Annotated in this window: 7 protein-coding genes; 2 read left to right on the forward strand and 5 right to left on the reverse strand. The window is 34.9% G+C overall.

Annotation, left to right across the window (positions count from 1 at the left end):
- Positions 1-247 precede the first annotated feature (247 nt).
- Positions 248-3,289 (forward strand): glycosyltransferase family A protein, encoded by a 3,042-nt coding sequence (locus CKF59_RS00540; RefSeq protein WP_119534037.1) that lies wholly within the window; start codon positions 248-250, stop codon positions 3,287-3,289.
- 198 nt (positions 3,290-3,487) lie between these two features.
- Here the strand turns inward: CKF59_RS00540 and CKF59_RS00545 are convergent, their stop codons facing one another.
- The gene (locus tag CKF59_RS00545) at positions 3,488-4,756 is read right to left on the reverse strand and encodes a pyrroline-5-carboxylate reductase (RefSeq protein WP_119534038.1); all 1,269 of its coding nucleotides are present in this window, start codon (positions 4,754-4,756) and stop codon (positions 3,488-3,490) included.
- 311 nt (positions 4,757-5,067) lie between these two features.
- On the opposite strand from CKF59_RS00545, the gene CKF59_RS00550 reads away from it, so the two are divergent.
- A complete protein-coding gene (locus CKF59_RS00550) occupies positions 5,068-5,901 on the forward strand; it encodes a thermonuclease family protein (protein ID WP_119534039.1) in 834 nt (277 codons plus the stop codon).
- A 45-nt stretch (positions 5,902-5,946) separates the two neighbouring features.
- On the opposite strand, the gene CKF59_RS00555 is transcribed toward CKF59_RS00550, so the two are convergent.
- The 4 genes from CKF59_RS00555 to CKF59_RS00570 all read right to left on the reverse strand — a co-directional run bounded on the left by CKF59_RS00555 (position 5,947) and on the right by CKF59_RS00570 (position 14,895).
- Positions 5,947-9,702 carry a mechanosensitive ion channel domain-containing protein gene (locus CKF59_RS00555; RefSeq protein WP_119534040.1) on the reverse strand — a complete coding sequence of 1,252 codons (3,756 nt, stop codon included), beginning with the start codon at positions 9,700-9,702 and terminating at the stop codon, positions 5,947-5,949.
- A 197-nt stretch (positions 9,703-9,899) separates the two neighbouring features.
- Positions 9,900-12,593, reverse strand: coding sequence for a preprotein translocase subunit SecA (secA, locus tag CKF59_RS00560; protein ID WP_119534051.1), 2,694 nt, complete (start codon positions 12,591-12,593; stop codon positions 9,900-9,902).
- 125 nt (positions 12,594-12,718) lie between these two features.
- A complete protein-coding gene (locus tag CKF59_RS00565) occupies positions 12,719-13,018 on the reverse strand; it encodes a hypothetical protein (protein ID WP_119534041.1) in 300 nt (99 codons plus the stop codon).
- Between the two features lie 185 nt (positions 13,019-13,203).
- Complete coding sequence (locus tag CKF59_RS00570) at positions 13,204-14,895, reverse strand: MFS transporter (RefSeq protein WP_119534042.1); 1,692 nt, start codon at positions 14,893-14,895, stop codon at positions 13,204-13,206.
- Positions 14,896-14,899: the final 4 nt, after the last annotated feature.

The following is a 14,899-nucleotide window of genomic DNA, read 5'->3' on the forward strand; positions in this document are numbered from 1 at the left end:
CCTCTATCGTGGTAATATGTATACTAAGAAGTTCTTAAATTTTTTCAAAGCTAATAGCAAATTTTTTTAGAGATTTGCTAATTTATTTTTATAAATTTGTTAAGGCTTCTTGTTCACTTTCTATTAAAACTTTCATTAAAATTTTTTGCTTATCTAATTTTAACTTTATGGTACAACCATAAGTTAAAGTTATAAAAAACACAACAACTAATAATTAAAAACTCAGCTCTTATAGTGGAACTCGCAAATGATATTTTCTCTTATCGTCTCTTGTGCAACAGACGACCAAATTCAAGATTTACCTATTTTAGTAGACTCATTACTAAATCAATATGACAGCGACGCAAAAAACTTTGAAGTTATTTTTGTTGTTGATAATTCTTTACCTGAAAATATAACTCTTGTCGAACAACAAGTACAGCGTTTAAGCAAGTTTAATGCTCGTATGCTTGCTCAAGGGCAAGCTGGAGTAAGTGCAGCTCGTAATCTTGGTATCTTAAATGCCAAGGGAGATTGGTTAATTTTTGCTACGGCTAGCGACTTTTTTGATCAACATTTTTTATCAGAGTTAGCTCATGCAATTTATCTTTACCAAGGGATGGGGATGTTCTTTACTCGTATTCAAAGTTACAATCCAAAACATCCTCAACAACATAAGTATTATCACGATTTAGAAGGTACAGCTCCAAAGAATACGATCGAGGTGGATCTCGATGATAATATGATCTTTGATTTAGGAGCGGTAAATAATCTGCAACGTTCAGCACGTAGAATTGCTTTTAATCGTAAAGTTTGTTTAGAAAAAAATGTCTTATTCCGTGAAGATGTATTATTTGGTTCGGAAAAGATTTTCCACTTCCACTATCTCTATGCGTTAAAACAACTAGTAGAGGCGGGTGATCCTCGTTTCCATTTAGGATTTAAATCGGTTTATGTAAAAGGAGCTGTATTCCATACTCTACCTCCAGCAGTACGTAAAGATTTATTCTTTAGTAAAGCTAAATTTAAATCTCAAGATTTAATTTATGCCCAAACCGGTTATTTAGTGGCAGCTTATGAGTTAGCTCAAAGTTGTGAGTTTGATGTAAACTTTATTGTAGATAACTTTACTCTGATCTCGCAATCATTGGTTTACGCTTTAGATTTTTCTCCAAGTTTAACTACTTACAATGCTCAAGTACGTAATGAGTTAATTGCCTTTGTCAATATTTTAAAAACTTGGATGCAATTAATTCGTGATGCGGGAGCAACGATTCAGTTTTTAGATACCGTAGCTAAAGATAACTTCTTTGTCCGTGTAAATGCTCAGCCTTATGCTTTATTCTTACAAGCTATAGCTTGTAATCCAAGTCGTTGTGATCAAGTAATTGATTTCTTAATGACCAAAAAACCAGATAATCAAGAGCAAGTAAGTGCACCAGCTACTCGCGTATATGAGGAAACTAATACCTTTAAGCGTGCTTTACAGTCAGTAGCCAATACTTTCCTTTCTTTATTTGGTTCAAAAACTCGTAAAGTAGAAGTAGTCGAGCTTTCAGAAAATTATGATCAAACTCCTTCTCAAGAGTTAGAAAAAAGTATCTCGAATGAAAAAGCTACTTATAGTCAAATTAATAAACAGTTAGTTAATAATGCGACAGAATTAGCTTATTTATACTATCGTAAACTTTATTATAAAAATAAAGAACCTTATTTAGCGATAGTTACCAATATTCCGAATCGAGTATTAAGTTTTTTAGATTCTTTAGGTTTTAATCGTAAAAATTTAACTCGTAATATCACTTATAGGGTTTGTGGTCTTAATGTTGGACGTCAATTAATGCTTAATTTAAGTCTACTCAATGGAGCAGAGCGTAAAGCATTATTTGCTTTTTGTGAAAAGAACTATAAAAATAATTCTTTTTCCTACCTGCAACATAAAGGCTTAAAACGTTGGGCATTAAACTTTTTCTCTGATTTCCATGTGGCTCATAAAAATTATATTTTTTATCGTAAGCAACAGGAACGTCAAACTCTAAGTTATTTAGAAAATATTTCTCAGTTATTAGGGAAGACGGCGAGTCAAGCAAGTGGTAATGAAGTAAAACTGGTGAACTCGTATGAATTAGGCTATGAACTTGAGGAATTAGGTAACTATGAACTGAGTCAAGCTTTAAAAGAAAAATATGTATTACCTTTTGTTCATACCGAAGCTGAACTCTATAACGCTGAAGAAGATTTATATACCCAACTTAAAGAAAAAGCTACAGCTTTAGCGGCTCAAGCTAAATATGATGCTCAAGGGAATGATTTAAGTTGTCAAGATTCGGTTGAAAGCTTAAATTTACAAGTTCAACCTCATACTGAGACAAGTTCTACGAGCTCGGCAAGTACTGCAGCTAAAGAGGAATCTACAGCGCAAGCTGGAGAACAAGGAGAGAAAGCTTCTACAGCACAAGCTACTCAAACTCTAGAGAGCAAGGAAGTTACAAGTGATGGGGCAGAGCATAACCAAGTAAACTCTGAGCAAGGAGAAGCGAGCGAATCTAAAGCTGAACTTGAGCAGACGACAACATCTCAAGCTCAAACTCAAGAAACTGAGGAAAGTGCAGGAGCAGAAACTGTTTTAAGTACAGAGGGAGAGCAAAGCCATAAACTCGAGCAGATGCTTGAACAATTAGCTCCTGATACCGGAACGGTAGCAACATCGCAAGTTTTAGAAAATCTTGAACCGGAAACTCTAGAAGAGAATCTTTCGGCTGAAGCCTTAACTTCTGAAAATACCGAGCAGGCTACCGAAGTGGTAATTCCAACTAGTATTCACCTTAAAGATATTTTTGCACCACATCGTATTCGTGGTTTAAATCTAGGTGACTATGCAAGTGATTATCGTCCTTTAGCGGTAGAAGATTTAGGCACTGATCCTTTAGATCATAATTTAGGGCATAGCTTAAACTATTACACTAAATTTGTAGGCTTAAACTCTTTAATTATTCCTTTATCCGAAGTACTTGATCGTAAAAACTTTAGTATGCGTTTACTTCCACCACGTTTCCCATTATTAGATATTATTGTGGTGGTAGATACCGTATGTACCGAGTTTAATCTTTCAAGTTTAACTAGCTTCCCAAATTTACGTCTGTTATTTACGGATGTAACTACTTATAAGTACTGGTTAGACTATATTAAGTACTATGCTGGAACTAAGAATGAACAAGTAAACTATAAGTTATATTTACACCGTTATGATCACTGGCGTTTATTAACTCGTAGTTTTGTCTTAATTCGTAATAAAAATCAAGATAAATAATCCATAAGAGAGGAAGTTCTATACTTTCTCTCTTCTTTTTATGGATAAATTATTAGCTGGAATGAAACTTAAAAGTTTGATCTTTTATATTTTTAAGGTAGTTGTTAAGTTATTACTATTACTCAAGCTACGATCAAGTTAAAAAATAAAAAAAAGTAGGTAAAGCTTAATCTTTACCTACTTTTTTATGAGCTTAAATTATTTTTTTAAGCTTGGTTGAGGATTACGTTGACTAAATAACCAGTCTTGAATCGCCGGAATATCATAGCTAATTGCCCAAGTACCTATATGAGCAGTACCAGGACCTTGAGTAGTTGCGTTAACTTGTGCTGGTAGGGTATTAGATTCAACATACATAAGGTGAATATTACCACCTTTAGCTAAGAGACTATTTACAGCTTGATTAAATTGACTAGTTGTATCCTGTCCATTAACTTCAGCAGTTTCGATTTTTGCTCCCGCTTGTTCAAGAACCGGAATCATTTGCTGCCATGTAGGGTATGCTTTTGGATCATCTTTACTAATAAAGATAAACATTTTATTTTGTGCCATAGGAGCAACTTGTTTAGCTTCCCATTGACTTGCCACATGGTAGCTAGCAGCTAAGAAATGAGGGTGAGTTATATTTAGAGCATACTCAAACATGCCTCCACCTGATTGTCCGGTAGCATAGATACGAGCTGGATCTATATTGTATTGTGAACTTAAAGCCGTAATTAAATCGATAATAGCATTGATGTTCTTGGTTGGGATTTCATAACCATCAGTAACAATTTTATCACTAAATTGTGGAGCAAGAACAAATGCTGGATGTTTAGCTTGGCTTTCAGGAGTTGCCCAAGCTGTTGCTCCATTTCCCTGATAAAGAGTAGCTTTTATGTAGTCAGAAGTAACCCCAGCGTCATGGATAAACATCACTAAAGGATATTGCTCTTGAGGATTATAGTTTTTTGGTACATAAAGATTATAGTTAATGGTAGTACCATCTTTATCAGTAAAGCTTAATTGAGCAAAGTCATCAGCGACAAGGTTTACTTGATTAGTTGCTACTTTTGTTGTTGGAGCAAGAGATTTTCCTTGAGCATCAACAATAGCATTAACTTGAGTAACTTCTACCGGAATATATTTTGCTTGTGGTGGTTGACGATTTTCTTTAGTGATTAACCAAGCATCAGCATCTTCAGGGTTCATTTTTATAATGACATAATTCCCCTGAGTAGCTTTACTTTTTATATCACTACTACTTGCAACATATACTTCTTCAATGTTACGGTTTTTTACTTTAAAATCTGCAAGATTAATGTTACTTGCATCGAGTTTTTCATCATATTTTACTACTGCATAGGTTACTCTTTGTCCTACGCCCATAGGTACAGAAACAGAAGTTACTTCTGCGATGTTAGCAAGAGCTGTAGTACTAGTAAATAGCCCTAAGCTCAGACAAGTAAGAATAAATTTCTTTTTCATGTTGTTTTTTTAAGAGTAAATAAATATAAATAATAGGCAGTGCCTATGCTATTTTATAGAGATGATTTTTTTAATTTCAAATGGATTGATAACTAAAATTATAACATTAGGTTAATTCTTAATAAGCTAATGAGTTTTTTCCTTAAAGTTATGGAAAAGAGTAGATTCTTTTATAAAGAAATTTTGTTTTTTTAGAGTATTTATTTTAACTTGGCATATACTTGCAAAGAGAGAAAAGCTTAGCCTTGTAAAGTACAGGAGTTTGTTATAATAAGAGAGTTTTATTTTTTTAAAGAAAGAAGGAAGAAAAAATGGCAAGGAAGAAAAAGGCAGGAGTTTTGACCACGATTATTGCTGTGGTTTGGGGAATAGCTTGGTTTATTGTTGATCAGACTTTAGCTAAGGATTCTAAGAATACTACTAGTCAAGTAAGTCAAACTAGTAGCAAGCAACAAGCAAGCAAGACTAGTTCGACTAAGGAACAAGAGTCAAGCAGTTCGCAGGTTGAGCAAAGTGGAGAAATATATCTCAACACTAGAGGTCATGAAGATGATAATCCTTGTATGGTGCAAACTAAAGGACGCACTTCAAAAAAATCTTATGCAGATTCTCCGGTGCAAATTTGTCGTCTCGAACATTTACCTTTAACCGAAAATGCTAAGGTTTCTGCGAGTAGCATTATTAATTATAATCTTGCTACTTGTAAGGTAAGTGCGGTACACGATGGAGATACCGTTCATTGTCGTTTAACCTCTAATCCAAAAAATGATATAAAAATTCGTTTGCTGGGCATAGATGCTCCGGAAACTAAACAAATTTATGGGAAGCAATCTACCGAGTTTTTAAGAAAGTTAATTCTTGGTAAAGATATTGCTCTTTATACTACAGGTTTAGATGTATATAAGCGTTACTTAGGTACTTTATATTTACAAGAAGGCTCAGAGTTTCTTAATGTAAATCAGTATATGGTAGCAACTGGAAATGCTTGGGTATATAACTATAGCAATAAAAGTTCGCAAATGTATAAAGTTTATACGCAAGTAAGTAAAACTGCTCAACAGCAACAATTAGGCTTATGGAATCCACAATATTATAAAAATGGTAAGGGACCACAAGAGCCTAAAGTTTGGCGTGAAAGAAAATAAAACTAAAGCTCTCTAGAAATTTCTAGAGAGCTTTAAGTTTATAATTTATGCTTTATCCATGAGATTTTCGCTTTCGATTTTTACATCAACCCCTGAACCATTTTTAATATAAACATCTAATTGGTTAAAGGCGATATCTATGCCACGTTCTTCACATAAACGAGCAATAGTGCGATTGATATCATGGGTAGTAGGTACACGATCTCCCAAAGCAGAGACATGGCAACGTAAAACAAAGTTTAAAGTAGAAGCACCAAAGTCCGAGAAGTAACAAGTTGGCGGGAATTGTGCCAGTACTTTCGGAGAAGAATTTGCTGCTTCTAATAGAGTTTCAGTTACTTTATCGACATCAGAACCATAAGCTACCCCGATATTAAATACGAGACGGGTACGAGCTTCGGTGAGAGTCCAGTTAGTAAAGGAACCGGTAACAAAGGTTTTATTTGGAATGACAATTTCTTTATTATCTGAATCGGTAATCGTAGTTGCACGAATACGAATAGATTTAATTGTTCCTGAAGTTCCACCTATAGTAATGTAATCACCAATACGAATTGGACGTTCAAAGAGAATAATAAAACCTGCGACAAAGTTAGTAAAGATTTCTTGTAAACCAAACCCTAAACCAACTAAGAGAGCTGAAAGTAACCATTGGAGTTTAGACCAACTTAAACCTAGAGTCCCTACTGCCACTGAGAAGCCTAAAGCAAAAAGGAAGTAAGCACTAATGGTTTGGATTGCATAAGGTAAACCATCAGAGAAACGAATTTTTGCGAAGACAAAAATATCGAGTAAGGTTTTTAAGTTTTTCCAAATAAAGTAAGTTACAAGAATAGAGATTAAAGCTTTAAGGGCGTTGAGTAATGTAATATTTTGTACTGTACCTGCTTGCACTCCTGCAACTTGCCAAATGGTAACTTGATCTAAGTAGTTAATAACGCTCACTAAGTCTGCCCACACAAGGTAGAAAATAATTAGACCTATGGTCCAAGAGAGTAGATTTGACAGACGACGATAATCGATAAAGTTACTAAAGTAAGCTTCACGTCGAGCATTAAATACCGCAATTGCATGTTCTCTTTGTTTTGCAAACACATTTGTAGGTTCATTGCCGGTAGCATATTGCACATCATCATAGTCATCAGCAATGAGTTTTACTTTTGGTTGAGCTTGACGAGCATTGAAAAGATTAAATACTGCTAACTCACGTTGTAAAATTCTTGTAACAAGAATAATAATGACAATACCATAGTAACTATAGAGAATATGCTGTAAGATTACCGTGGTCGTATTTAAGAAGCCATTTAGTACCATTATTAATAATACTAATGGAACGAGCCATAAAATACAAATTCCTAGTTTATATTTATAATCTAGATAACCATGACTCTTACGATAGTTAGCATTCATATTTCTTGTATACTTAATTAGCATAATTAAAGTATATAAGAAAGCTAAAGCATACAGAGTTTGTCCAATAATATTTTCAGACGGAGTAACCGTAGGGTGAAGATTAAAGTACATAATATTCACGAAAATAAAGATTGGAATTGCGGTAATTTGTAAGAGTGTACGTAAGCTATTAGTAAAGAGTGCAGCTTTTACAAATTGTTGTTTTACCGGAGCATCAGGTAGATCTATATACTTATCTGCTTCCACTACTTTTTCTTTACGAGTAGTAGGATCAAGGACTAAAGTTGAGCTTACACCCACTACTTGCTCAGCTACCGGAGTAACATAAGCTACTTGTGGATCATAAAGTTTTGGTTCATGGGTAGTATAGCCTTCATTACGTTCAAAATCAGCAATAAAGTTTAAGCGTTCTTCAATAAAGGTTTTATCACTAATTGCCGCTACTTGAGAACTTGTAAAAATTTGTAAGGGTGTAAATTTAATGCGTGGTTGAATACTATGCGTTGATTCATCTAAAAGTTCTTGATCTTTATTATCAACTTTAGCATAGAAAGAACCTAAAGGACTAAAGTGACTATTTAATACTCCACCTGGACGTAAAAGGTTCAGAGTGAAGTTTAAGAACATTAAGAAGATAAAAGTGTAACCAAAGTAATCTATAACATAGCTAGTATCACGGAAAACACTATTGAAGATAATTAAAACTATCCCACCCCAAATAAAGGATTTATAGATACTTGCTAATAAGGTTAGACCTATAGCTAAAGGAGTAACCGCAAAGCCATCAGTTTTACGATTATTTACACGATTACGTAGTACTTCTAATTGCCCAATAATGCGATTTGACTGTCCATAAATAGTAAAACCAAGAATAATCGAAATAATGCCGATAATATAGAAGTAAATTGAACCAAAAGTAATGGTAAACTGTTGCTTAATGTAATCTAGTTGATTTAAAGTCCCATACCAGAAATTATGAATCCAGTCTTTATTTACTGGAGGCGTAGTACGGACAAAGAAGTCCTGTTGGTTTAACTTGTCGTCGATGGCATTAATCGTTTGCACGAGTTTATTTTGAATATTTTCTACTTTAGTTGCTTCAACGATAACTTGATTTAACAGTTTTAAGTTTTGAGCTACCAGTTCACTACGCTGGGTAATAAGATCTTGAAGATTAGCTCTTTCTTGTGCACTTAAAGTTACTTTATTCTCTTGTTCTAATTTACTAATATAGTTAGTAGGATTAGCAATTTGTTGTTGCAGAGCAAGCAGTTGAAAGTTTTGTACTTGGAGATTATTGATCTTGCTAGTGTAACTTTCAATTTCGCCAATATTAGGTAAGAAGCTCTTTTGTTGGTTAATAAGAACATTTAACTCTAAAGTCCCTTTTAAAACCGAAATTTGCGTATCTATGGTATTAGATACTTGTTGAGCTATATCTAATTCGGAATTTCTTTGTTGAATCAGGAAGCTAATTTGTGCTTGCTGTTCATTTAATTGTTCGAGTTGATTTACCAATTCACGATTTATTTTTGCTTGTTGTAAATATAGTGGTGAGTCTTGGTTTTTACTTGCTTGGCTGTCTACTTGTTTTTCCAAAGCTTGAGCATAGGCTTTGGTATAGCTAGCTAACTCTAGATTATAGTATTTAGTTTGGAGATCGTATAATTCTCCTTGGTTTTGAGTATAAGTAGAGTAAAAGCTTTGTTGAGAAATATAGTAGTTATCATAAGCATTAAGAGCTGCAAGATAATCTAACTCCGCTTTTAAGGCGGTTATTTGACTTTCGCTTAAATTACTATTAGCTAAGGTAGTATTTATCTCTTGAATGCGATTATTATTTTGTATTACTTCTACATTGAGATTAGTATTTACTGGAGCGAGAGCTGCATCTTGAGTGGCAATTTCATTTAAGTTAGTGTTAATAACTTGAATTTGTGCTTGAATTTGCTCAGGAGTTAAAGTGTCTAAGCCTAAATTTTGTTCATTATAATTGGCAATTTGTGTTTTTAATTGGCTAATTTGTTGACTTAGACTATTAGCAGTTGTTCTTAAGCTTTCGGTTTGTTGTACGAGATTTTGGTAGCTCTTTAAGGTAGCTAAGGTTTTATTTACAAAATTTAAGGCATTAGTTAAATTTGTAAGCTCAGTTTGGGTTGCTTGATCCGGATTACTTTGAGCTTTCAAAGTGGTAATTTGTGCTTCTAAAGTAGTAACATTCGCATTAAGGTTGCTAATTTGCTTACTTATTTGTAGAGTGTCTACTTGGGCATAAGCCGGAGTAATAATTTTATCTAAGAGGGTTACCGTTGTTTGAGGCATACTTAGCAAAGTACCTGCTAAGCCTAATCCCAAACAAAGACGGCTAATTAAATTCAGTCTACTCATAATAATATAAAGATTTGATTTGTCGTAAAATCAAGAAGAAAACGTGCTTTATTATAACAAAAAACAAGCAACTAGAGGTTATAAATTGACCACTCTCAGTAGAGAGTGGTCAAAGATTATAAGCTTTTATCGTAAGCTATATGTTTTTCTCATCAATTTTTGAGTTAAAAAATTTAGCTTAAAAATTTAGCTGCAACTTACACTAAACCTGCAGGTGGTGGATTAAGGGGAGCAGTTTGTTGAGCACGGTTACCGTGACAGTGCTTAAATCTTAATCCTGAACCACAAGGACAAGGATCATTACGTCCTACCCCCTCATACACATTTGCTTCTCCTGCATTAGGAGCTGCAATTGGAGTTGGTACAGGTTGTGGCTGTGGTTGAGCTGCTTGTTCTACCTGAATTTTTGAAAGAATCGAGATAACATTATAATTTAAGTTATGCATTAAAGTCTCAAAAATCTCAAACGATTCGCGTTTGTATTCTTGTTTTGGATCTTTTTGAGCATAACCACGTAAGTGAATATGTTTACGTAAGTGTTCCATATCACTTAAGTGTTGACGCCAGAGGTCATCGATATTTTGCACAAATACCGTACGCTCTACTGCAATACGTAATTCATCTCCCAGTTGAGTCATTTTCGCTTTATAAGCTTCAATTAATTTCTCTGCAATTTCACGGACAAAGTCTTGTTCTTGAAGAATTGCTGACTCTTCTAGACGTTGTTTTACTGAATAGTCTAGGTTAAAGTCATTTTTAATAATTGAATCTAAGCCCTCTAAATCCCATTGTTCATATACGGTATTAGGTGGCATAAAGCGAGAAATGAGATCTCCGATTACATCGTAAGTTTGGTTAATTAGTAACTCACTTAAATCATCTTTTTCGAGGATGTAATCACGTTGTTGGTAGATTACCTTACGTTGTTCGTTAATTACATCATCATAACTAATTAAGTCTTTACGAATATCAAAGTTATGTGCTTCTACTTTACCTTGAGCATTAGCGATAAATCTAGACATAATTTTCATATCTAGGTAATCATCTTCATTGGTAAAGGCATTAGCTAGAGTTTTTAAGCGAGCTTCAGGGATAAAGATACGTAATAAGTTATCTTCTAAAGATAAGTAGAAACGTGACGAGCCTGGATCTCCTTGACGTCCTGCACGCCCACGTAATTGGTTATCAATACGACGTGATTCGTGACGTTCAGTACCAATAATTGCTAGACCTCCAGCATTACGTACTAGTTCGTTATCCTCTTCCCATTTTTTGTTTACAGCTACAATTTGTTCTTCAGTTGCTTCAGAACCTAATTCAGCAAGCATAGCTTTACGGTTGCCACCAAGGATAATATCGGTACCACGTCCAGCCATGTTCGTAGCAATAGTTACTGCTCCCGGTTTCCCCGCTTGAGCAATAATCTCTGCTTCACGCATGTGGAACTTAGCATTAAGTACTTGGTGAGTAATTCCCGCTTTAGTTAAGAATTGCGATAGAACTTCTGATTTCTCTACCGAAGCTGTACCTATAAGCACCGGTTGCCCACGAGCAATACGTTCTTTTACATCGTTTACTATAGCTTTAAATTTAGCCTTCTCAGTTTTAAAGAGAATATCAGGTAAATCGACACGAGCATTAGGACGATTTGGAGGTACAACAATAGTATCTAAGCTATAGATTTGATTAAACTCAAAAGCTTCGGTATCTGCCGTACCTGTCATCCCTGAAAGATTTTCATAAGTACGGAAGTAGTTTTGGTAAGTGATTGAAGCAATGGTAGTATTTTCAGCTTGAATTGCTACGCCTTCTTTGGCTTCAATCGCTTGGTGTGTACCATCTCCCCAACGACGTCCTTCCATAGTACGTCCAGTATTAGGGTCAATAATCATAATTTGATTATCTTGAACAATATAATCAACATTACGCTCAAATAAAGTATGAGCTCTTAAAGCTGCATTAAAGTAGTGCAGTAAAGATAAAGAACGAGTTGAATATAAAGATTCTCCGTCTTGGAGTAAGCCTGCAACTGTAAGGATTTGTTCAACTTTTACTTGTCCTTGTTCAGTTAAGTGAACTTGACGATTTTTTAAGTCTACAATGTAATCACCAGCTTGGCTCTCATCTTCAATTTCTTCTTTAGCTTGAGCTTTTAAGTGAGGAATTACTTTATTCATTGCCACACATAAATCGGTGGCATCTGAAGCTTGCCCTGAAATAATTAATGGCGTACGTGCTTCATCGATAAGAATTGAATCAACCTCATCGATAATACAATAGTAGTGATCACGTTGTACTTTATCTTCTTTACGAGTTACAAGGTTGTCTCTTAGATAATCAAAACCTAATTCACTATTGGTTGCATAAGTAATATCGCAGTTATAAGCTTCACGTTTTTGTTCATTACTCATGCCTGAGAGGTTGATCCCTACTTTCATGCCAAGGAACTCAAATAGAGGCATGTTGTTTTTTGCGTCACGCTCGGCAAGATAGTCGTTTACTGTAACTACATGCACTCCACGTCCGCTGAGAGCGTGTAAATAAGAAGCCATGGTTGAAGTTAAAGTTTTCCCTTCCCCTGTTCTCATTTCTGCAATTGAACGTGAACATAAAACTAATGAACCTATTACTTGAACATCAAAAGGACGCATTCCGAGTACGCGTTTTGAAGCTTCACGTACTACAGCAAAGGCTTCAGGACGAATACTAATAAGAGATTCTCCTTTAGCTAAACGATCACGAAATTCTTGGGTTTTCGCTTTTAACTCTTCATCTGAAAGTTGCGCAATAGGTTCTTCGAGGTCATTGATTTTCTTTAGTTCACGACGCATACGAGCTAAGACACGGTCATTGCTCGAACCAAAGATTTTTGTAAAAAATGAAGTTAGTATACTCATAAATTTATACGCATTTAGCCAAAGCTAAATTTTATTTCCTTAAATATATAAAAAAGACAACTCTTCTGGATGTTTAATCTCCAGAAATAAAAACATAACTATAATGTTAAGGTCTTAATTTAAGGAGCGGCGCGAACTATACTGTAAGTTAAATAAGTTAACTCTCTACTTTCTTCTCTTTGTTGCTGAGGAAAGTAAAGAATTACAGGTTTAACTTGTAAAGAATTTTTTAGAGTGCGTGCTTGAATAACCGGAGTTTTTAAACTAGTGTGTTTTTGCTTATTTAAAAGCATACTTACATCATGTAAACGCTGTTGAGCCTGTACATGTTGGACGCTACTAAAAACTGCAGTTATTAAGATTAAACATGCCAGCAATGCACAACGATAGTTGCGGTGAATAATTTTCTCTTGCTGCATAGGTAAAATGATAAAAAATTGAGATTTTTTGACTTGTATATCTTACAAAATAATCGACATTTTAGCAAATAAAATTTATGCTCTTTGCCTGAAAAAGAACTCAGAGAGCATTAATTAGTTAGACAACAAAAATGAAAAAAAATTTGATAAAAGCACAAGGAAAGTCTTGTGCTTTTATTCGGTGTTTAGTGAGGAGAACCAAAACGAGCTTGCATTTGCTTTTTGTGAAGTTTAATGGCTTTAATGCGTAAAGCATGCATGCGAGCTCCTGGAGCTGGGTAGAGGTAATTAAAGAGTAGGGCAATAAAGAGACCAACAAAAATTACCGCTGCATCGAAAAAGAGGAAAGTTTTTCCCATGTATCTTGGTTCAAAACTAATAATAAAGATTAAAATACTTGGAATAATGGTACGAATACTCAAAAATAGCGAAGAAGCTGTTCCTACCATATGACTATAGTCCATTAAATAAATCGAAACTAGGTTTGCATTTTGGAAACCAGTAAAAAGAGCATTTAAGGTTTGAGCAATTACCAAACCAATCGGACCTAAGAAGTAGAAAGCAACAAGAAAATTAGCTCCTGCACATACCGCTTGCAACAAGGTAGAGTAAACAAGAATTTTTTGGGGACTATGATATTTGACTAGACTTCCATTTAGTTTATTGGCAATAATAGTAAAAATTACCGGAAAGATTGAATAGTAACCTATGTTTTGCGGAGAAATATGATAGTCATTAATCAAGAGGGCTGAACATAAAGCGGTCCAAGCAAAGAGTACTACTGCCATTAATCCACCCAAACTTAAACAGAGTAAAGATTTAAAGTTTTTTAGAATGGTAAAGTAGTTTTTGGCAATAGCTACAGGATTAATGGGTTGTTTTCTTGTAGGATCAAGAGTTTCTGGAATTTTAGTTAAAAAGCAAAGAAGCCCAAATACACAAATTGCCGAAAGGATATTAAAAATCCATTTCCAACCTAAAGAAATGAGGACATAGCCTCCAAATAAAGGAGCAAAGGCTGGAGCGAGCAAGAAGAGAATCATGACCCAAGAGTTATAAATAATAAAGTTACGTGCTGAATAACTATCTCGTAATACTGCGGTAGGTAGCAAGCCAAAGCAACTAAAAATTACTCCTTGAAAAAAGCGGGCAGTTTGTAATTGCTCATAGGTTTGAGTATTAATAAAGATAAAATTAATGAGGACCGCAAGTAAAGTACAGGTAATAATCGATTTCTTACGTCCAAATCTATCGGTAAGAGGTCCCCATAGGAGTTGACCACATCCCAAGCCTAAAAAGTAAGTTGCCGACAGAGCTTGGATGTTTGCTAGAGAAACTTGATACTCGCTGGCAATTTCCATAATTGCGGGATTAAAAGAAGTGTTAGCCAGTCCAGGGGTAATCGAAACTATCGAAAGAAGAATTACCATAAAATAGGCAGAGGGTAACTTTTTCTGTAAAGATTTTTGATACGGAGTTACCACATCATAACTTGAAGCTTGAGGAGTTTTGACTTGGCTTTTAAGTTGAGGATTTTGCGGTTGAGCTACATCCCGAGGTGTAACTGCTGAGTTAACCACTGGTTTGGTGTTTTTTTGGACAAAGTTATCTTCTTGTTCAGGATCATAACGATGATAATCCCAAAAAGCTTTGCGTCCGGTTGCTCGTCCTTGAAGTTCAGTTGTATGATATCTTTGGCTAGGAGAGGACTTTTCCTTTCCTACCTCAGAGGTAGATTGTTTTTGTTCAGGAGACAGAGAAGAGTTGTTAGCTTGAGTCGCTAAACGTTGACTAACGCTAGATGCTGAGACCACTTGGTATGATGATTTATTTTTTTGTGGTGGGATAGCGTTTTCGGCATAATTATTATCAGACATAAAC

It is taken from the genome of Psittacicella gerlachiana (assembly GCF_003585965.1).
In the GTDB taxonomy this organism is placed as follows: Bacteria; Pseudomonadota; Gammaproteobacteria; order Enterobacterales; family Psittacicellaceae; genus Psittacicella; species Psittacicella gerlachiana.